Genomic DNA, 19,442 nt, shown 5'->3' with positions numbered 1-19,442 from the left:
TACGCAAAAAGACAGTCGCACGCGCAACTGTCTAAAAAAAGTCTAGGTTCAACTTTCTCTACCAGGTCATTACGCTGTGTATGAGAAACCTTTGATTCACTTAGCAGACCGCAGAAATTTACGATCTAATTAAAGACTAACGCTTTTTTTATCAAATTGCAAGGAAAAGCGATTTTAAATGAAAAGACTAAGGTTCATTTTAAACTATTGGAAAGTAGCAGCTTTTCATAATTGTAAGTCTAGTTACAGCAATAGTAACGTGATCCTAGTACGACAAAGCTGAACGCGTTTGTGAAGCTTTTCTTAGTAAAACCATTTTCAAAGCAGGAAAACTGACGAGAATTTGAACTTGTGCTACGGTTTTAAGGAGAGGAGGAATAACGAATGGACACACAACAACCGAAACGAGGGTTCAATTGGAGCTCGCTTATCTTAGGCATTCTATTTATTATCGTTGCTTTACTATCATTTCAAGACCCAATTGGAAATCTGGTAGCGATCGTTATTGTTATTGGCGCTTTCGCTATCATTAAAGGTCTATTTGAAATCTTTGTACGAAACAGAGTCAAAGAGTTGACGGGTTATCAAAGCAAGATGCCGATTGTCATTGGGGTTATTGATATCATTATCGGGGTTTTCCTACTATTTAACATTGGTGCTGGTGTGATTACTTTGCCATTTCTTTTTGCCTTTTGGTTCTTATTCGATTCCATTTTAGGCTTGCTGACAGCTGGCAGTGCCCGCACCTTCAGTAATGGGTACTATTGGTTCACTGTAGTAGTCAACATCATTGGGATTTTACTGGGAATTTATTTATTGTTCAATCCACTATCTTCTGTGTTGACACTAAGCTTTTTAGTAGGTGCTTATTTCATGTTAGTGGGAATTACCGAAATCATCTATGCGTTTCGTTAAATACCAAAGACACAGATTCTCTGATTGAAGAGGGTCTGTATTTTTTTTACTTCCGACAACTGCTTGTTCTAGTGATTGCATTCATTCTGGAATCCAGTATAATGTATCCGACAAGTTAAAGGAGTTTTCAGTGTGCGTTTAGATAAATTAATCGAGACTCGTTTGCAGACGACTCGTAAAGAAATGAAGCGCCTATTCCTCATGAAACGGGTACGGATAGATGATATAGTAGAAATGAATCCGCAGCGCAATGTGGATAGTCAGTTGCATCAGATTGTGGTGGACGGCCAGCAACTGTTTACCGAGCACGTATACTATTTACTGAATAAACCTCGCGGCGCAGTGACCGCAAAGCAAGATGCGCGGTGTCAAACGGTTCTGGAACTAATTGAAGAAGCGGATCGACGGAAAGAGTTATACCCGGTGGGGCGTTTGGATCGTGATACTACCGGTTTGCTTTTACTGACCGATAATGGCCAGTTAGGCTATGATTTACTGCAACCAAAGCAAAAAGTTCATAAGACCTATCGCGCTATCGTGAAGGAAGAGGTAACCCAGCAAGATGTAGCTGCATTTGCTGACGGCATTGTTTTCCACTGGGGCATTGTTTGCCAACCAGCCGACTTAAAAATAATTTCGACCAGTCCCACGGCTTCTGAAGTGGAATTAACTATTCAAGAAGGCAAGTTTCATCAAGTGAAGAAAATGTTCTTAGCTTGCGGGAAAAAAGTGGTTGAGCTAGAGCGCTTGTCAATGGGACCTTTGCGCTTGCCGCCTGAACTTGCCGCAGGCGCTTACCGCTCTTTGACCCAAAGTGAATTACAGCAGTTAAAAAAATACTTTAGATAGAAGGAAAAATGCATGTACAATACGTTATTGTTTGATATTGATGATACCTTGTTGGATTTTCAAGATGCGGAAGAGCAAGCCTTGAACAAGCTCTTTACTGAAATGGGTGTGCCGCTAGATGAAGAGGTAAAGGATGCCTATAAAGAAATGAACCGCAGCTTTTGGCGTGAGCATGAGCAAGGCCGGCTTTCAAGACAAGACTTGCTGAATAAGCGTTTTAGTATCTTTTTTGCCGACTTCGGTAAAACAGTGGATGGTCCTGCGACCGAGGAACGCTACCGCTATTATCTGAACCAAGGCCATACATTAATAAAAGATGGACTTGAGGTTGTGCAGCGATTAAGTCAAAGCAAAGATTTGTATGTAGTAACTAATGGTGTGGCAGCAACCCAGCATCAACGATTGGAACAATCTGGCCTTGCTCCTTACTTCAAGAAATTTTTCATTTCTGAAGAGATGGGTGTACATAAGCCGATGAAGGAATATTTTGATATTGTTTTTGCTGAAATTCCTTCTATTAATAAGGAAGAAACAGTGATTATTGGTGATTCATTGACTTCAGATATTAAGGGCGGTCAGGTTGCTGGCATCGACACGGTGTGGATGAATCCCCACAACAAGCCAGCAGATATTATTCAGCCAACGTATCAAATCAAACAATTAACCGATCTTTACAAGATTTTGCAAGAATTTTGATAAAGCAATAGTAATTACCTTGATTTTCGCTATAATAGGTGTAGCAAAAGACACGAAAGAGGTTGTATTTCATGAAAAGTAAGCCAATTATCATTGGTGTAACAGGTGGTTCCGGTAGTGGAAAAACCAGCGTCAGCCGGGCGATTTACAATAATTTTCCCGATCATTCAATTATGATGCTGGAGCAGGATTCTTATTATAAAGATCAAAGTAATTTAAGCTTCGAGGAACGGTTGGAAACCAACTATGACCATCCTTTCGCTTTTGATACCGATCTATTGATTGAACACGTGCAAAAATTGTTGAATTTTGAGGCGATTGAAAAGCCAGTTTATGATTACGTGGCCCATACCCGCAGCACAGCGGTGGTGGTGCAGGAGCCTAAAGAAGTCATCATCTTAGAAGGTATTCTGATTTTAGAAGACGAACGCCTGCGAGATTTAATGGATATCAAAATTTATGTAGATACCGATGACGATATTCGGATTATTCGCCGGATCAAACGGGATATGGAAGAACGGGGCCGTACCTTGGACTCGGTTATCGAACAGTATTTGTCAGTGGTAAAACCGATGTATCACCAATTTATCGAGCCAACCAAACGCTATGCTGATGTTATTGTGCCAGAAGGCGGCGAAAACCACGTGGCGATAGATCTCTTAACTACTAAGGTGTCCTTCTTTTTAAATCACGAATAGATTATTGCAGCAGGCAGACTCTTCAAAGGGATGTCTGCTTTTTTTATTAGAGCATAAAAAATACCGCTGAAACTTCTTGTTTCAGCGGTATTGCTATTCTTATAAGTAGTATTTTTTCGCTACTGTTAAGTCGTCATTCAATTCATAAACAAGTGGTTGACCTGTTGGGATTTCTAAGTCCATGATATCTTCATCAGAAATACCTTCAATATGTTTAGCCAATGCACGTAATGAATTACCATGAGCGGCTACTAAAACAGTTTTGTTGTCTTTCAAAGCAGGAGCAATTTCGTCTTGCCAGAAAGGAAGTGCGCGTTCTAACGTAACTTTCAAGTTTTCGCCACCAGGGATGTCGCGAGGGTCTAACATTGCATAACGACGTTCTTGTGCAGCTGAACCTTCGTCAGTTGCTTCCATTAATGGAGGCAATACATCGTATGAACGACGCCAGATGTGTACTTGTTCGTCACCGTATTTTTCAGCAGTTTCTTTTTTGTTTAAGCCTTGTAATTTACCATAGTGACGTTCGTTTAAGCGCCAAGATTTAACAGTTGGTACCCAAAGTTGGTCAGATTCTTCTAAAATGTAGTTACAAGTTTTGATGGCACGAGTCAAGACAGAAGTGTAAGCAACGTCAAATTCGATTCCAGCTTCTTTGATTTTACGTCCGCCTTCTTTTGCTTCTTCGACACCTTCTGGAGCTAAATCAACGTCTGCCCATCCAGTAAATTGATTCAATTTGTTCCATTCGCTTAGTCCGTGACGAGAAAAAACTAATTTTGGCATAATATTCTCTCCTTTAGTCCATTTCTGAAATTTTCAATTCCTGATTCATTGTACAATGTTTTCAGTGTTTTTTCCATCGTTTTCGTTTAATAGAAGCGGAATTTAAAGAAAGGAGCCTATTTACCAGGTACAATTAGTTCTTTTGGTCCATCGGGTGTACCGACAACAACCCGTGAAATCATATCGATAAACAATCCATGTTCTACGACGCCTACATAACGATCCAGCTCATCAGCCAGCGCTTTCGGATCTTCGATTACTTCTAATGCCAAGTCAATGATATAGTGACCGCCATCTGTTACTAGTAACTCGCCTTCTGCTGTTTTGCGCCATTTTGGATTGTAGCCTTTTTCTTCAAATAAGCGGAAAATGTTATGGCTGCCAAATGGAACAACTTCAACTGGTAGCGGGAAGTTTCCTAATTTATCCACCATTTTACTTTCATCTACGATCCAGATGCATTCATCTGAATAAGTTGCGACAACTTTTTCAAACAATAGAGCTGCCCCGCCCCCTTTAATTCCTTGGAAGTCGCTGCTGATTTCATCTGCACCATCGATTGTCAAATCTACATGATCTACTTCGTCAATTGCTTTTAAAGGGATGCCTAATTCTTTTGCTTGTTTTTCTGTTGCTGAAGAAGTGACTACGCCGGTAACCTTAAGTCCTTCTTCTTTCATGCGGCGTCCAACTTCTTTTACCATGTAATAAGCAGTTGATCCCGTACCTAATCCAACAACCATCCCATCTTTTACGTATTTCGCGACCTCAATGCCCACTAATTCCTTTAGATTCATCGAAAAATCCCACCTTCGTTTAAGTTACTTCTATTGTAATCGGAACCACTAAAAAAAGATAGTTCTTTTGAGTAAAAAAGACCAAAAAGCGTTCTTCCTATTAAATAAAGAAAGTTTAAGCGAATGAAAATATCTGAAAAAACTTCCAACTGACTGTTGACAGGTAAAACCAACCATGATATGCTATCTGAGGTGCTTTGTGAACAGGTCTCTCAAGTGAGACGTGCTGACTGTGTCAAGGTACGCTTGATAAAGAATGCATAGAGTGCATTATTTTTTATCGCCGAAAAAGAACCACCAGGATGTGTGGTACTAGAAAGCGAATCGAGGAAGGAGGAAACAAGGAATGCCTACAATTAATCAATTAGTACGTAAACCTCGTAAATCAAAGGTGGAAAAATCAGGTTCACCTGCATTGAATAAAGGATATAACAGCTTTAAAAAGGTTCAAACAGACGTTAACTCTCCACAAAAACGTGGGGTATGCACACGTGTGGGTACTATGACACCTAAGAAACCTAACTCTGCATTACGTAAATATGCCCGTGTTCGTTTGTCTAACTTGATCGAAGTAACAGCATATATCCCAGGTATCGGCCATAACTTGCAAGAACACAGCGTTGTGTTATTGCGTGGTGGACGTGTAAAAGACTTACCAGGGGTACGTTACCACATCGTTCGTGGCGCGCTAGATACAGCCGGCGTTAATGATCGTAAACAAAGCCGTTCTAAATACGGTACTAAGAGACCTAAAGCTTAATAACGAACTAGATAAAAGAAAAGACATATTTTCGGAAGGAGGAGTTACGCATGACTCGTAAGGGTGCTGCTATAAAACGCGATGTTTTACCAGATCCTATGTATAACTCAAAGCTAGTAACTCGTTTAATCAACCGTGTAATGGTTGACGGTAAACGTGGGATTGCTTCAAATATCGTTTATAACGCATTTGATACAATCAAAGAATCAACAGGAAATGACCCATTGGAAGTTTTTGAACAAGCAATGGAAAATATTATGCCTGTATTGGAAGTTAAAGCTCGCCGTGTCGGTGGTTCTAACTACCAAGTACCAGTTGAAGTACGTCCAGAACGTCGTACAACACTTGGTTTACGTTGGGTTGTTAACTATGCACGTTCTCGCGGAGAACATACAATGGAAGACCGCTTAGCAAAAGAAATCATGGACGCTGCTAACAACACTGGAGCTTCTGTGAAAAAACGCGAAGATACTCACAAAATGGCTGAAGCCAACCGTGCTTTTGCTCATTATCGTTGGTAAAATCCTCTCTGCATTTGACAACTGTCAGCAGAAAGATATTCGTACGCTTAATTTGATTTAAGAGAGGAGAAACAGAAGAAATGCCAAGAGAATTTTCTCTAGACAACACTCGTAACATTGGTATCATGGCCCACATCGATGCTGGTAAAACGACTGCAACTGAACGTATCTTGTATTACACTGGTAGAATCCACAAGATTGGTGAAACTCATGAAGGAGCTTCACAAATGGACTGGATGGAACAGGAACAAGAACGTGGTATCACTATCACTTCAGCTGCGACTACCGCTGCATGGAAAGGTCATCGTATCAATATCATTGACACACCAGGACACGTGGACTTCACTGTAGAAGTTGAACGTTCATTACGTGTACTAGATGGTGCTGTAACTGTACTGGATGCTCAATCTGGGGTTGAACCTCAAACTGAAACCGTATGGCGTCAAGCAACTACTTATGGTGTGCCACGTATCGTATTTGCTAACAAAATGGATAAAATCGGTGCAGACTTCTTATATTCTGTAGAAACTTTGCATGACCGTTTGAACGCAAATGCTCATCCAATCCAATTACCAATTGGTGCGGAAGATGATTTCACTGGTATCATCGACCTTGTGAAGATGAAAGCTGAAATCTATGCAAATGACTTAGGTACTGAAATCGAAGAAACTGACATTCCTGAAGAGTATCAAGAATTAGCTCAAGAATGGCATGAAAAATTAGTTGAAGCTGTTGCTGAAACTGATGAAGAATTGACGATGAAGTATCTTGAAGGTGAAGAAATCACTGAAGCAGAATTGAAAGAAGGAATCCGTAAAGCAACAGTTAACGTTGAATTCTATCCAGTTCTATGTGGTTCAGCCTTCAAAAACAAAGGGGTTCAATTATTGTTGGATGCCGTTCTTGACTACTTGCCTTCACCATTGGATATTCCTGCAATTAAAGGAATCAATCCTAAGACTGAAGAAGAAGAAGAACGTCCAGCTGACGACAGCGCTCCATTTGCTGCATTAGCATTTAAAGTAATGACAGACCCATTCGTTGGTCGTCTAACTTTCTTCCGTGTGTACTCTGGTGTCTTACAATCAGGTTCATATGTACAAAACGCAACTAAAGGCAAACGTGAACGTGTTGGCCGTATCTTACAGATGCACGCTAACTCACGTTCTGAAATCTCTGAAGTTTACGCTGGAGATATCGCTGCTGCAGTTGGTTTGAAAGATACAACTACCGGGGATACATTGTGTGCTGAAAAATCACCAGTTATCCTTGAGTCAATGGAATTCCCAGAACCAGTTATCCAAGTTGCGATTGAGCCTAAATCAAAAGCAGACCAAGATAAAATGGGTGTTGCCTTGCAAAAACTATCTGAAGAAGATCCTACCTTCCGCGCTGAAACAGACGTGGAAACAGGCGAAACAATCATCGCTGGTATGGGTGAACTTCACTTAGACATTATCGTTGACCGTATGCGTCGCGAATTCAAAGTTGAAGCAAGCGTTGGAGCTCCTCAAGTATCTTACCGTGAAACATTCCGTAAAGGTACTCAAGCAGAAGGTAAGTTCGTACGTCAGTCTGGTGGTAAAGGTCAATACGGTCACGTATGGATCGAATTCGAACCAAACGAAGAAGGCGCAGGCTTTGAATTTGAAAATGCAATCGTCGGTGGGGTTGTCCCTCGTGAATACATTCCAGCTGTTGAAGCAGGTTTGAAAGCATCAATGGACAACGGTGTATTAGCCGGTTACCCTATGGTTGACATTAAAGCAAAACTTTACGATGGATCTTACCATGATGTCGATTCAAATGAAACAGCCTTCCGTGTTGCCGCTTCTATGGCATTACGTGCAGCTGCGAAGAAAGCTGATCCAGCGATCCTTGAACCGATTATGGCAATTGAAGTTGTTATCCCAGAAGATTACTTAGGTGATATTATGGGTCACGTGACTGCACGTCGTGGTCGCGTAGAAGGAATGGATGCTCGTGCCGGCGGCATACAAGTTGTTCGTGCAATGGTTCCATTGGCTGAAATGTTTGGTTATGCAACCACTCTACGTTCAGCAACACAAGGTCGCGGTGTCTTCACTATGACATTTGACCACTATGAAGCTGTTCCAAAAGCAGTTCAAGAAGAAATTATTAAGAAAAACGGCGGAAAATCTGAGTAATTTTTAAATTCTCGGGTAAAATACAGTTGTTTTCCTAAAAGAACTGTATTTTTGGTAACAATTCAGCTAAAATAATAGCGATGATATGGGCTCACGGTGCAAGCGTACCGTGGACCTATCAGATAAAAAACAACTCACTCAGGAGGAACATATTTAAATGGCTAAAGAAAAATTTGACCGTTCAAAACCCCATGTAAACATTGGTACTATCGGACACGTTGACCATGGTAAAACTACTTTAACTGCTGCAATTACAACTGTACTTGCTAAAACTGGCGGCGCGACTGCTATGGATTACGCACAAATCGATGGTGCTCCAGAAGAACGCGAACGTGGAATCACAATCAATACTGCTCACGTTGAGTACGAAACAGCTAACCGTCACTACGCTCACGTTGACTGCCCAGGACACGCGGACTATGTTAAAAACATGATCACCGGTGCTGCACAAATGGACGGAGCTATCTTAGTAGTATCTGCTGCTGATGGCCCTATGCCTCAAACTCGTGAACACATTCTATTGTCTCGCCAAGTTGGCGTACCTTACATCGTTGTTTTCTTAAACAAAGTTGATATGGTTGATGACGAAGAATTACTAGAATTAGTTGAAATGGAAGTTCGTGACCTATTAACAGACTACGATTTCCCAGGCGACGACACTCCAGTTATCGCTGGTTCAGCTTTGAAAGCTTTGGAAGGCGACGCTGCTTACGAAGAAAAAATCGTTGAATTGATGGCAGAAGTTGATTCTTACATCCCAACTCCAGAACGTGACACTGACAAACCATTCATGATGCCAGTCGAAGATGTATTCTCTATCACTGGTCGCGGAACAGTTGCTACTGGCCGTGTTGAACGTGGACAAGTACGCGTTGGTGACGAAGTTGAAATCGTTGGTATCGCTGAAGAAACTGCGAAAACAACTGTTACTGGTGTTGAAATGTTCCGTAAATTGTTGGATTACGCTGAAGCTGGCGACAACATCGGCGCATTGCTACGTGGTGTAGCACGTGAAGATATCCAACGTGGACAAGTATTATCTAAACCAGGTACTATCACTCCACATACAAAATTCTCTGCTGAAGTTTACGTTTTATCAAAAGAAGAAGGCGGACGTCATACTCCATTCTTCACTAACTACCGTCCTCAGTTCTACTTCCGTACAACTGACGTAACTGGTGTAGTTGAATTGCCAGAAGGAACTGAAATGGTTATGCCTGGCGATAACGTAGCAATGGAAGTGGAATTAATCCACCCAATCGCTATCGAAAACGGTACTAAATTCTCAATCCGCGAAGGCGGACGTACAGTTGGTGCCGGCGTCGTTTCAGCAATCAACGCTTAATTCGAACTTACAAAACTTTTTATACATGCATTACCTATACTCGGACGTAAAGGGTCGCTTTCTAGCGGCTCTTTTTTTGTCAGTTCCACTTTTCGTAGTATGTATGGTAAGAAAAAACCTAACAAACGACCAGCCAACAATGCTTCGTGTTGTCTAGTGGAATGATAGACGTACGAGGATAAAACATTTTTTGCGAACTTTGAAAAATGTTTCCTTGAATACGAGTTAGCTGCCATTCGTGCTTTTTGCAGTTTGTTTTGATAGAAATAAGTTTGCTGGTTAACAGCTCAATATAGGACTCGTACTATTTAGCACGATGGTATGCGTACGAAGATCAGGCTTATTTTTCCCGGTCTTGGAAAAATAAATTCCTCAAAATGAGCTAGTTGTCAGTTCCACTTTTCGTAGTATGTATGGTAAGAAAAAAACCTAACAAACGACCAGCCAACAATGCTTCGTGTTGTCTAGTGGAATGATAGACGTACGAGGATAAAACATTTTTCGCGAACTTCGAAAAATGTTTCCTTGAATACGAGTTAGCTGCCATTCGTGCTTTTTGCAGTTTGTTTTGATAGAAATAAGTTTGCTGGTTAACAGCTCAATATAGGACTCGTACTATTTAGCACGCTAGTTGTCAGTTCCACAGTGGTCGCTGTAGTTGATCTGACGGCCTTTCTCCGATCCAAGTCATATAAAAAAGTCGAGTTTCTACTATTATATATGGGTAGTGATAGGCAGACTTATTTTCACGTTTTGAAAAAATTTCTGAAAACTAGCGAATTAACGGGATTTTTATTTAGAAAATCCTTGCAATGGCTGTTCTAATGTAATATAATCATAAAGGTGCTGTTCACAGGAGTGTGAGTGCACTGGGGGGTTCTAATTTGAATCTTCCGGCTTTGAAACGAGAGGTTGCGACACGCCCGGACGCTTTGCCACGAACAGGCGTGACGGAAAATTTTCGTGGAGCTATGTCTACTTTTAAAATAGGCGAAGGAGGGAACAAGATGGCAAAACAAAAAATTCGTATCCGTTTAAAAGCGTATGAACATGGTATTTTAGATCAATCAGCGGATAAAATCGTTGAAACTGCAAAGAGAACTGGAGCTAGTGTATCTGGTCCAATTCCATTACCAACAGAACGCAGTCTTTACACAGTAATCCGTGCGACTCATAAATACAAAGATTCACGCGAACAATTCGAAATGCGTACACACAAACGTCTAATCGACATTGTGAACCCTACACCAAAAACAGTTGATGCTTTAATGAAGCTAGACTTACCAAGCGGTGTAAATATTGAAATCAAACTATAATAAAAAGATGGAGGTGTAATCATGACCAAAGGAATCTTAGGGAAAAAAGTGGGAATGACTCAAATCTTCACAGAGTCTGGTGAATTAATTCCAGTAACTGTTGTCGAAGCAACACCAAACGTTGTTTTGCAAGTGAAAACATTAGAAAACGACGGTTACGAAGCAGTTCAATTAGGTTACCAAGATAAACGTGAAGTTTTGTCTAACAAACCTGCGAAAGGTCATGTTGCAAAAGCAAACACGGCTCCTAAGCGCTTCATTCGAGAATTCAAAGATGTTGAGCTAGGAGACTATGAAGTAGGACAAGAAGTGAAAGTTGATACTTTCCAAGCTGGAGACATCATTGATGTAACCGGAACGACTAAAGGTAAAGGATTCCAAGGCGTTATCAAACGTCACGGACAAAGCCGCGGCCCAATGGCTCACGGATCTCGTTACCACCGTCGTCCTGGATCTATGGGTCCTGTTGCACCGAACCGTGTATTTAAAAATAAAAAATTGGCTGGACGTATGGGCGGCAATCGCGTAACAATTCAAAACCTTGAAGTTGTACGTGTTGACGTTGAACGCAATGTTATCTTAGTTAAAGGTAACGTACCAGGCGCTAAAAAATCATTAATTACAATCAAAGCAGCTGTAAAAGCTAAATAATTGTTATAGGAAAGGAGGAACTAAGGAATGCCGAATGTAGCATTATTTAAACAAGATGGAACTCAAAATGGTGAAATCACTTTAAACGAAGAAATCTTCGGAATCGAACCAAATGAAAGTGTTGTGTTTGATGCAATTATCATGCAACGCGCTTCATTAAGACAAGGAACACACGCTGTTAAAAATCGTAGCGCTGTTCGTGGCGGTGGCCGCAAACCATGGCGTCAAAAAGGTACTGGTCGTGCCCGTCAAGGTTCAATCCGTTCACCACAATGGCGTGGAGGTGGCGTTGTCTTCGGACCTACACCACGTTCATACAGCTACAAACTTCCTAAAAAAGTTCGTCGCTTAGCAATCAAATCTGTTTTATCAGAAAAAGTTGCCGGAAATAACTTGGTTGCTGTTGAAGCTTTAAGCTTTGATGCACCAAAAACAAAAGAATTCAAACAAGTTTTAAGTAACTTGTCAATTGACTCAAAAGTATTGGTTGTTTTAGAAGCAGGTAATGAAGCTGCTGAACGTTCAGCACGTAACTTGCCAAACGTTACTGTTACTACTTCATCAAACGTTACTGTACTTGATGTAGTCGCTAACGAAAAAATCTTAGCAACGCAAACTGCTCTTAACCAAATTGAGGAGGTGCTTGCATAATGGAATTACTAGACGTAATCAAACGCCCTGTGATCACTGAAAAAGCTGTCTTGAAAATGGACGAAAAGAAATACACTTTCGAAGTAGACACTCGCGCGAACAAAACTTTAGTTAAACAAGCTGTTGAAGCTGCGTTTGACGTTAAAGTAAAAAACGTAAACATTCTAAATGCTAAACCAAAAGCGAAACGTATGGGTAAATACACTGGTTTCACTAAAAAACGTCGTAAAGCAATCGTGACGTTAACAGAAGATTCAAAAGAAATCCAAATTTTCGACGCTGCTGAATAAGCACAAGAAATAGCGATTAATATAGGAGGGAAACAGACGTGGCGATTAAAAAGTACAAACCTACCACAAATGGCCGTCGTAACATGACAAGTTCTGACTTCGCTGAGATTACAACTAGCACGCCAGAAAAAACATTGTTAGAGCCATTAAAAAACCATGCCGGTCGTAACAACAACGGTCGCATTACTGTACGTCATCAAGGTGGCGGACATAAACGCCAATACCGTGTCATCGACTTTAAACGTAATAAAGATGATGTAGTTGCAACTGTTAAAACGATCGAATACGATCCAAACCGTTCAGCAAACATCGCATTGGTTCATTATACAGACGGAGTGAAAGCTTACATCTTAGCACCTAAAGGCTTAGAAGTTGGCATGACTATCGTTTCTGGATCAAATGCTGATATCAAAATCGGAAACACTTTACCTCTAGAAAACATTCCAGTGGGTACTGTGGTTCATAACATCGAAATGAAACCTGGCAAAGGCGGACAATTAATCCGTTCAGCTGGTACAAGTGCTCAAGTACTTGGTAAAGAAGGAAAATACGTATTAGTTCGTTTGAACTCAGGCGAAGTTCGTATGATCTTAGCAGCATGCCGTGCAACTATTGGTTCTGTTGGTAACGAACAACATGAATTGATCAACATCGGTAAAGCTGGCCGTTCTCGTTGGATGCGTAAACGCCCAACTGTACGTGGTAGCGTAATGAACCCTAACGATCACCCACACGGTGGTGGTGAAGGTAAAGCTCCTATCGGACGTAAAGCTCCAGTATCTCCATGGGGACAACCTGCATTGGGTTACAAAACTCGTAACAAAAAAGCTGCATCAGACAAACTTATCGTACGTCGTCGTAAGAATAAATAGTATCATTGACCATGTGTCGCACATTTTGAGAGGAGGTACACCATGGGTCGTAGTTTGAAAAAAGGACCTTTCGCAGATGAACATTTGATGAAAAAGGTCGAAGCACAACAAGGCGCTGAAAAGAAAAAAGTCATTAAAACTTGGTCTCGTCGTTCAACAATTTTTCCTAATTTCGTAGGATTTACAATTGCTGTTTATGACGGACGTAAACATGTACCAGTTTACATCCAAGAAGATATGGTAGGACATAAATTGGGTGAATTTGCACCAACTAGAACTTATCGTGGCCACGGAGCCGATGATAAGAAAACAAGACGTTAATTTTGAGGGGAGGATATCATCATGGCAGAACAACAAATCACATCAGCTAAAGCAACTGCAAAAACAGTTCGCACGTCTCCTCGTAAAGCACGTTTAGTAATCGATCTTATCAGAGGAAAAAGCGTAGCAGAAGCAATTTCAATTTTAAAGTTCACACCAAACAAATCTGCTGGTATAATTGAAAAAGTTTTAATGTCAGCAGTTGCTAACGCAGAAAACAACTATGACTTAGACGTTGAAACTTTGGTTGTTTCTGAAGCTTTTGTTAACGAAGGACCTACAATGAAACGTTTCCGTCCACGTGCAAAAGGATCAGCTTCACCAATTAACAAACGTACAAGTCACATTACCGTAGTGGTATCAGAAAAATAAGGAGGGATAATCAGTGGGACAAAAAGTTAATCCTATTGGAATGCGTGTAGGCATCATCCGTGATTGGGATGCTAAATGGTATGCCGAAAAAGAGTATGCTGAGTTTCTACACGAAGATTTGAGAATCCGTAAGTTCATCGCAACTAAACTTGCTGATGCCGCTGTGTCAACAGTTGAAATCGAACGCGCTGCAAACCGTGTGAACATTTCAATCCACACAGCTAAGCCTGGTATGGTTATCGGTAAAGGCGGATCTGAAGTTGAAAGCCTAAGAAAAGAATTAAACAAATTAACTGGTAAACGAGTTCACATCAACATCGTAGAAATCAAAAAACCAGATTTAGATGCAAAATTAGTCGGAGAAGGTATTGCACGTCAATTAGAAAACCGTGTAGCTTTCCGTCGCGCACAAAAACAAGCCATCCAACGTACTATGCGTTCTGGCGCTAAAGGAATCAAAACTCAAGTATCTGGTCGTCTAAATGGCGCGGACATCGCTCGTTCAGAAGGATACTCTGAAGGAACTGTTCCTCTTCATACATTGCGTGCCGACATCGACTACGCTTGGGAAGAAGCAAACACAACATACGGAAAACTAGGAGTTAAAGTGTGGATTTATCGTGGAGAAGTTCTTCCAACTAAAAAAAACACTGAGAAAGGAGGGAAATAATCATGTTAGTACCAAAACGTGTGAAACACCGTCGTGAGTTTCGTGGAAAAATGCGCGGAGAAGCTAAAGGCGGAAAAGAAGTAGCATTTGGTGAATATGGTTTACAGGCTGTAGAATCTCACTGGATCACAAACCGTCAAATCGAAGCAGCGCGTATTGCGATGACTCGTTATATGAAACGTGGTGGGAAAGTATGGATTAAAATTTTCCCTCATAAATCTTATACTGCCAAAGCTATTGGGGTACGTATGGGTTCTGGTAAAGGTGCTCCTGAAGGCTGGGTTTCACCAGTTAAACGCGGCAAAATCATGTTTGAAGTTGCCGGTGTTCCTGAAGAAGTTGCCCGCGAAGCATTACGTCTTGCTTCTCACAAATTACCAGTGAAAACTAAGATCGTTAAACGTGAGGAAATGGGTGGTGAATCGAATGAAGGTTAAAGATATCAGAGAATTAACCACTGCCGAAATGCTTGATCAAGAAAAACAATTAAAAGAAGAATTGTTCAATCTTAGATTCCAACTAGCAACAGGTCAATTAGAAAACACTGCACGTATTAAAGAAGTACGTAAATCGATTGCACGCATCAAAACTGTGTTGCGTGAACAAACTGTAAAATAGTGGAAGGAGGCCATTTCAGGTATGTCTGAAAGAAATCAACGTAAAGTTTACCAAGGCCGCGTGGTGTCTGACAAAATGGACAAGACAATTACCGTTGTCGTTGAAACCCAAAAGAACCACCCAATCTATGGCAAACGCATGAAATATTCTAAAAAATATAAAGCTCATGACGAAAACAACGAAGCAAAAATGGGTGATGTTGTGAGAATTATGGAAACTCGTCCATTATCTGCTACTAAGCGATTCCGTTTGTTAGAAATCGTGGAAAAATCAGTGATTATCTAATCACTCAAGAGTTTCAACTGTTTTAAAAATGCCAGCCCTACTTAATAGAAGAGGCATATGACATAAGAACTAAACCTAAGTTTCTCAAAAACTTATTTCTTGAAATTGAGAAGGGATGCCAGTTTCGCTTTTACTAAGTATTCTAGTGAAATGGTATACGTCTCGAAAATAAGATAAGTTTCTTAAGAACTTATTTCCTTGAATTTGAGAAAGGAGGATACACAAGTGATCCAAGCAGAAAGTCGTTTAAAAATCGCGGACAACTCAGGCGCTCGTGAAATTTTAACTATTAAAGTTCTCGGCGGATCTGGTCGCAAAACCGCTAATATCGGTGATGTGATTGTTGCTACGGTTAAACAAGCAACGCCAGGTGGGGTTGTCAAAAAAGGTGAAGTTGTTAAAGCTGTTATCGTTCGTACGAAAACAGGAGCTCGCCGTCCCGATGGTTCATATATCAAATTTGACGAAAACGCAGCAGTTATCATTCGTGATGACAAGAGCCCAAGAGGAACTCGTATCTTCGGTCCTGTTGCTCGCGAATTGCGCGAAGGCAACTTCATGAAGATCGTTTCATTGGCACCGGAAGTATTATAATCGGAAAGTTTCAACCAAAGGAGGTGCGCAACAGTAATGTTCGTTAAAAAAGGCGATAAAGTAAAAGTTATCTCTGGTAAAGACAAAAATAAAGAAGGCGTAATTCTAGAAGTCCTTCCTAAAAAAGATAAAGTCGTTGTTGAAGGCGTCAATGTCGTTAAAAAACACCAAAAACCTTCTCAGACTGCCGCTCAAGGTGGAATTCTGGAATTTGAAGCACCGATTCATGTTTCAAATGTAATGGTTATTGATCCTTCAAACGGAGAAGCAACTCGCGTTGGCTACAAAGTAGTTGACGGAAAAAAAGTCCGTGTTTCTAAGAAAACCGGCGAAGTTTTAGATAAATAATTACAGGAAAGGAGGATCTTATTAGATGAACCGCCTAAGAGAAAAATATTTAAATGAAGTAACCCCATCATTGATGGAAAAATTTAACTATAGTTCAATCATGGAAGTACCTAAAGTTGACAAGATCGTCATCAACATGGGTGTTGGTGATGCGGTATCAAACGCAAAGAACTTGGATAAAGCAGTTGAAGAATTGGCATTGATTTCTGGTCAAAAACCAATTATCACAAAAGCTAAAAAATCAATCGCTGGATTCCGTTTGCGTGAAGGCATGCCGATTGGTGCGAAAGTAACACTACGTGGAGAAAGAATGTATGAGTTCTTAGACAAATTAGTGTCTGTATCTCTTCCACGTGTACGTGACTTCCACGGAATCAGTAAAAAAGCCTTCGATGGCCGCGGTAACTACACTTTGGGTATCAAAGAACAATTGATCTTCCCTGAAGTTGACTATGATTTAGTTGATAAAGTACGCGGAATGGATATCGTTGTTGTTACAACAGCTAACTCTGACGAAGAATCACGCGAATTATTAACACAACTTGGAATGCCATTCCAAAAATAATCAAGGAGGCGAAAAAATTTGGCTAAAAAATCAATGATTGCTAAAAACAAACGCCCTGCTAAGTTCTCAACACAAGAGTATACTCGTTGCGAACGCTGCGGACGTCCACATTCAGTTTATCGTAAATTTCATCTTTGCCGTATTTGCTTCCGCGAACTTGCCTATAAAGGACAAATTCCCGGCGTGAAGAAAGCTAGCTGGTAAAATACAACTCGCATAAAGGAGGTAAACAGTTCAATGGTCATGACAGATCCAATTGCAGATTTTCTAACACGTATTCGTAACGCCAATATGGTTAAACACGAATCACTTGAAGTACCTGCATCAACAATCAAACGTGACATCGCAGAAATCTTAAAACGTGAAGGTTTCATCCGTGATGTTGAATATATCGAAGATGACAAACAAGGCATGATCCGTGTTTTCCTTAAATACGGAAAAAATGACGAACGCGTTATCACAAATCTAAAACGTATCTCTAAACCAGGCTTGCGTGCTTATGTCAAAGCTGACGAAGTACCAAAAGTATTAAACGGTTTAGGTATTGCAATCATCTCTACTTCAGACGGTGTTATCACTGATAAAGAAGCAAGAGCAAAAAACGTCGGCGGCGAAGTATTAGCTTACGTTTGGTAATTTCAAACAATCCATGAGGAGGTGTCTTTAAGTGAGCCGTATTGGTAATAAAATCGTCGTTTTGCCTGCAGGAGTTGAAGTAACTCAAAAAGGAAACGACATTACTGTAAAAGGACCAAAAGGTGAATTAACACGTACGTTTTCTTCTGATATCAACATGAGTATCGAAGGTAACGAAGTAACATTCACTCGTCCTAATGACAGCAAAGAAATGAAAACTATTCACGGAACTACTCGTGCAAACTTCAATAACATGGTTGTTGGTGTTTCCGAAGGTTTCCAAAAAGCATTAGAATTAATCGGGGTTGGGTACCGTGCGCAATTACAAGGTTCAAAACTTGTTTTAAACGTTGGTTACTCACATCCAGTTGAAATTGTAGCTCCAGAAGGAATTACAATCGAAGTTCCTGCAAACACACAAGTAGTGATTAAAGGTTCAAACAAAGAAGTAGTCGGTGAAGTTGCAGCGAAAATTCGCAGCACTCGTCCACCAGAACCTTACAAAGGCAAAGGAATTCGTTATGTTGGCGAATACGTACGCCGTAAAGAAGGTAAAACTGGTAAATAGTAGGCTTGCCCTACATGCGGCCTAGGCCAGCTTAATTTAAGAGGTGACAATTGTGATTACAAAACCAGATAAAAACAAAACACGCCAAAAGCGCCACATGCGTGTACGTAGCAAAATCTCTGGTACTGCTGAGTGCCCACGCTTGAACGTTTTCCGTTCTAACAAAAACATCTACGCGCAAGTAATTGATGACGTAGCGGGTGTAACGCTAGCAAGTGCCTCTACCTTGGATAAAGAAATTTCAGGTGGAAACAAAACTGAACAAGCACAAGAAGTCGGCAAATTAGTCGCTGAACGTGCTTCTGAAAAAGGTATTAAAGTAGTAGTCTTTGACCGTGGTGGATACCTTTACCATGGCCGTGTAGCAGCTTTAGCTCAAGCAGCTCGCGAAAATGGACTAGAATTTTAGGAAAAGGAGGAACACCATTCATGGTTTATATCGATCCAAAACATTTGGAATTAGAAGACCGCGTTGTTGCGATTAACCGTGTAACTAAAGTTGTTAAAGGCGGACGTCGTATGCGTTTTGCAGCCCTAGTTGTTGTCGGTGACAAAAACGGTCATGTAGGCTTTGGTACCGGTAAAGCACAAGAAGTACCTGAAGCAATTCGTAAAGCAATTGAAGATGCGAAGAAAAACCTAGTCGAAGTACCAATGGTAGGAACAACTCTTCCTCACGAAGTTATTGGTGTATTCGGCGGCGGACGTATCTTAATGAAACCTGCCGTAGAAGGTTCTGGGGTTGCCGCTGGTGGACCTGTTCGTGCCGTCTTGGAATTAGCTGGAGTAGCGGATGTTACTTCTAAATCTCTAGGCTCAAACACACCAATCAACGTTGTTCGTGCAACTGTTGAAGGTTTGAAACAATTAAAACGTGCAGAAGAAGTAGCGCAATTGCGCGGCGTTTCTGTAGAAGACTTAGCATAAGGAGGACGGAAATAATGGCTGAATTAAAAATTACTTTAAGACGCAGTGTTATCGGACGTCCTCAAAACCAACGTGATACAGTGAAAGCTCTAGGCTTAGGTAAAATCAACAGCACGGTTGTAAAACCTGCGAACGATGCTATCAAAGGTATGGTTAACACTATTTCACATTTAGTGGACGTAGAAGAAGTCTAGAAATTAGATTTAGATTGTTAAGGAGGTGC

The 19,442-nt window shown here is 40.8% G+C and carries 30 protein-coding genes; 28 read left to right on the top strand and 2 right to left on the bottom strand.

The window, feature by feature from the left end:
- The first annotated feature begins 384 nt into the window (after window positions 1-384).
- From IGI42_RS07930 to udk, 4 genes are all read left to right on the top strand, one after another.
- A complete protein-coding gene (locus IGI42_RS07930; protein ID WP_438715287.1) occupies window positions 385-915 on the top strand; it encodes an HdeD family acid-resistance protein in 531 nt (176 codons plus the stop codon).
- A gap of 132 nt (window positions 916-1,047) precedes the next feature.
- The gene (locus IGI42_RS07925; protein ID WP_438715286.1) at window positions 1,048-1,764 is read left to right on the top strand and encodes a 16S rRNA pseudouridine(516) synthase; all 717 of its coding nucleotides are present in this window, start codon (window positions 1,048-1,050) and stop codon (window positions 1,762-1,764) included.
- Window positions 1,765-1,776: 12 nt separating this feature from the next.
- On the top strand, window positions 1,777-2,460 hold the full coding sequence (locus IGI42_RS07920) for a YjjG family noncanonical pyrimidine nucleotidase (RefSeq protein WP_438715285.1): 684 nt from the start codon (window positions 1,777-1,779) through the stop codon (window positions 2,458-2,460).
- Window positions 2,461-2,531: 71 nt separating this feature from the next.
- Window positions 2,532-3,158: a uridine kinase gene (gene udk, locus IGI42_RS07915; protein WP_438715284.1), complete on the top strand. Its 627-nt coding sequence runs from the start codon at window positions 2,532-2,534 to the stop codon at window positions 3,156-3,158.
- A 99-nt stretch (window positions 3,159-3,257) separates the two neighbouring features.
- Here the strand turns inward: udk and gpmA are convergent, their stop codons facing one another.
- The gene (gpmA, locus tag IGI42_RS07910) at window positions 3,258-3,944 is read right to left on the bottom strand and encodes a 2,3-diphosphoglycerate-dependent phosphoglycerate mutase (RefSeq protein ID WP_438715283.1); all 687 of its coding nucleotides are present in this window, start codon (window positions 3,942-3,944) and stop codon (window positions 3,258-3,260) included.
- Between the two features lie 116 nt (window positions 3,945-4,060).
- Window positions 4,061-4,741, bottom strand: coding sequence for a ribose-5-phosphate isomerase RpiA (rpiA, locus tag IGI42_RS07905; protein WP_438715282.1), 681 nt, complete (start codon window positions 4,739-4,741; stop codon window positions 4,061-4,063).
- 346 nt (window positions 4,742-5,087) lie between these two features.
- On the opposite strand from rpiA, the gene rpsL reads away from it, so the two are divergent.
- The 24 genes from rpsL to rpmD all read left to right on the top strand — a co-directional run bounded on the left by rpsL (window position 5,088) and on the right by rpmD (window position 19,413).
- Window positions 5,088-5,501 carry a 30S ribosomal protein S12 gene (gene rpsL / locus IGI42_RS07900; protein ID WP_438715281.1) on the top strand — a complete coding sequence of 138 codons (414 nt, stop codon included), beginning with the start codon at window positions 5,088-5,090 and terminating at the stop codon, window positions 5,499-5,501.
- A 50-nt stretch (window positions 5,502-5,551) separates the two neighbouring features.
- The gene (gene rpsG / locus IGI42_RS07895) at window positions 5,552-6,022 is read left to right on the top strand and encodes a 30S ribosomal protein S7 (protein ID WP_438715279.1); all 471 of its coding nucleotides are present in this window, start codon (window positions 5,552-5,554) and stop codon (window positions 6,020-6,022) included.
- A gap of 80 nt (window positions 6,023-6,102) precedes the next feature.
- On the top strand, window positions 6,103-8,190 hold the full coding sequence (gene fusA, locus IGI42_RS07890) for an elongation factor G (protein ID WP_438715278.1): 2,088 nt from the start codon (window positions 6,103-6,105) through the stop codon (window positions 8,188-8,190).
- Window positions 8,191-8,347: 157 nt separating this feature from the next.
- Window positions 8,348-9,535 carry an elongation factor Tu gene (gene tuf / locus IGI42_RS07885; protein WP_438715277.1) on the top strand — a complete coding sequence of 396 codons (1,188 nt, stop codon included), beginning with the start codon at window positions 8,348-8,350 and terminating at the stop codon, window positions 9,533-9,535.
- A gap of 1,007 nt (window positions 9,536-10,542) precedes the next feature.
- Window positions 10,543-10,851: a 30S ribosomal protein S10 gene (gene rpsJ / locus IGI42_RS07880; protein ID WP_010756438.1), complete on the top strand. Its 309-nt coding sequence runs from the start codon at window positions 10,543-10,545 to the stop codon at window positions 10,849-10,851.
- 21 nt (window positions 10,852-10,872) lie between these two features.
- The gene (gene rplC / locus IGI42_RS07875) at window positions 10,873-11,502 is read left to right on the top strand and encodes a 50S ribosomal protein L3 (RefSeq protein WP_438715276.1); all 630 of its coding nucleotides are present in this window, start codon (window positions 10,873-10,875) and stop codon (window positions 11,500-11,502) included.
- A gap of 27 nt (window positions 11,503-11,529) precedes the next feature.
- A complete protein-coding gene (gene rplD / locus IGI42_RS07870; RefSeq protein ID WP_438715275.1) occupies window positions 11,530-12,153 on the top strand; it encodes a 50S ribosomal protein L4 in 624 nt (207 codons plus the stop codon).
- Window positions 12,153-12,443, top strand: coding sequence for a 50S ribosomal protein L23 (rplW, locus tag IGI42_RS07865; protein WP_438715274.1), 291 nt, complete (start codon window positions 12,153-12,155; stop codon window positions 12,441-12,443). The genes rplD and rplW overlap by 1 nt, the downstream gene beginning before the upstream one ends.
- Window positions 12,444-12,481: 38 nt before the next feature.
- Window positions 12,482-13,315 (top strand): 50S ribosomal protein L2, encoded by an 834-nt coding sequence (rplB, locus tag IGI42_RS07860; protein ID WP_438715273.1) that lies wholly within the window; start codon window positions 12,482-12,484, stop codon window positions 13,313-13,315.
- A 42-nt stretch (window positions 13,316-13,357) separates the two neighbouring features.
- Complete coding sequence (rpsS, locus tag IGI42_RS07855) at window positions 13,358-13,636, top strand: 30S ribosomal protein S19 (RefSeq protein ID WP_438715272.1); 279 nt, start codon at window positions 13,358-13,360, stop codon at window positions 13,634-13,636.
- A 21-nt stretch (window positions 13,637-13,657) separates the two neighbouring features.
- Complete coding sequence (gene rplV / locus IGI42_RS07850; RefSeq protein ID WP_438715271.1) at window positions 13,658-14,008, top strand: 50S ribosomal protein L22; 351 nt, start codon at window positions 13,658-13,660, stop codon at window positions 14,006-14,008.
- A gap of 13 nt (window positions 14,009-14,021) precedes the next feature.
- Complete coding sequence (rpsC, locus tag IGI42_RS07845; protein ID WP_438715270.1) at window positions 14,022-14,678, top strand: 30S ribosomal protein S3; 657 nt, start codon at window positions 14,022-14,024, stop codon at window positions 14,676-14,678.
- Window positions 14,679-14,680: 2 nt separating this feature from the next.
- Window positions 14,681-15,115: a 50S ribosomal protein L16 gene (gene rplP, locus IGI42_RS07840; protein ID WP_010756446.1), complete on the top strand. Its 435-nt coding sequence runs from the start codon at window positions 14,681-14,683 to the stop codon at window positions 15,113-15,115.
- The gene (gene rpmC, locus IGI42_RS07835) at window positions 15,105-15,296 is read left to right on the top strand and encodes a 50S ribosomal protein L29 (protein WP_207672740.1); all 192 of its coding nucleotides are present in this window, start codon (window positions 15,105-15,107) and stop codon (window positions 15,294-15,296) included. Before rplP ends, rpmC begins: the two co-directional genes overlap by 11 nt.
- Before the next feature lie 21 nt (window positions 15,297-15,317).
- Complete coding sequence (gene rpsQ, locus IGI42_RS07830) at window positions 15,318-15,581, top strand: 30S ribosomal protein S17 (RefSeq protein ID WP_438715269.1); 264 nt, start codon at window positions 15,318-15,320, stop codon at window positions 15,579-15,581.
- A gap of 225 nt (window positions 15,582-15,806) precedes the next feature.
- A complete protein-coding gene (gene rplN / locus IGI42_RS07825; RefSeq protein ID WP_010756449.1) occupies window positions 15,807-16,175 on the top strand; it encodes a 50S ribosomal protein L14 in 369 nt (122 codons plus the stop codon).
- A gap of 36 nt (window positions 16,176-16,211) precedes the next feature.
- Complete coding sequence (rplX, locus tag IGI42_RS07820; protein ID WP_438715268.1) at window positions 16,212-16,523, top strand: 50S ribosomal protein L24; 312 nt, start codon at window positions 16,212-16,214, stop codon at window positions 16,521-16,523.
- Between the two features lie 25 nt (window positions 16,524-16,548).
- A complete protein-coding gene (rplE, locus tag IGI42_RS07815) occupies window positions 16,549-17,088 on the top strand; it encodes a 50S ribosomal protein L5 (RefSeq protein WP_207672743.1) in 540 nt (179 codons plus the stop codon).
- Window positions 17,089-17,106: 18 nt separating this feature from the next.
- Window positions 17,107-17,292, top strand: a complete 186-nt coding sequence (locus tag IGI42_RS07810) for a type Z 30S ribosomal protein S14 (RefSeq protein ID WP_003128010.1) — start codon at window positions 17,107-17,109, stop codon at window positions 17,290-17,292.
- Window positions 17,293-17,325: 33 nt separating this feature from the next.
- On the top strand, window positions 17,326-17,724 hold the full coding sequence (gene rpsH, locus IGI42_RS07805) for a 30S ribosomal protein S8 (RefSeq protein WP_207672744.1): 399 nt from the start codon (window positions 17,326-17,328) through the stop codon (window positions 17,722-17,724).
- A gap of 31 nt (window positions 17,725-17,755) precedes the next feature.
- The gene (gene rplF, locus IGI42_RS07800; RefSeq protein WP_438715267.1) at window positions 17,756-18,292 is read left to right on the top strand and encodes a 50S ribosomal protein L6; all 537 of its coding nucleotides are present in this window, start codon (window positions 17,756-17,758) and stop codon (window positions 18,290-18,292) included.
- 52 nt (window positions 18,293-18,344) lie between these two features.
- Window positions 18,345-18,701, top strand: coding sequence for a 50S ribosomal protein L18 (gene rplR / locus IGI42_RS07795; protein ID WP_438715266.1), 357 nt, complete (start codon window positions 18,345-18,347; stop codon window positions 18,699-18,701).
- A gap of 20 nt (window positions 18,702-18,721) precedes the next feature.
- Complete coding sequence (gene rpsE, locus IGI42_RS07790; RefSeq protein WP_438715265.1) at window positions 18,722-19,219, top strand: 30S ribosomal protein S5; 498 nt, start codon at window positions 18,722-18,724, stop codon at window positions 19,217-19,219.
- A 14-nt stretch (window positions 19,220-19,233) separates the two neighbouring features.
- Window positions 19,234-19,413 (top strand): 50S ribosomal protein L30, encoded by a 180-nt coding sequence (rpmD, locus tag IGI42_RS07785; protein ID WP_438715263.1) that lies wholly within the window; start codon window positions 19,234-19,236, stop codon window positions 19,411-19,413.
- Window positions 19,414-19,442: the final 29 nt, after the last annotated feature.

The organism is Enterococcus sp. AZ109 (assembly GCF_051714625.1).
In the GTDB taxonomy this organism is placed as follows: Bacteria; Bacillota; Bacilli; order Lactobacillales; family Enterococcaceae; genus Enterococcus_A.
The sequence above is the reverse complement of the archived record's forward strand: the minus strand, read 5'-3'. Positions and strand labels throughout refer to the sequence as shown.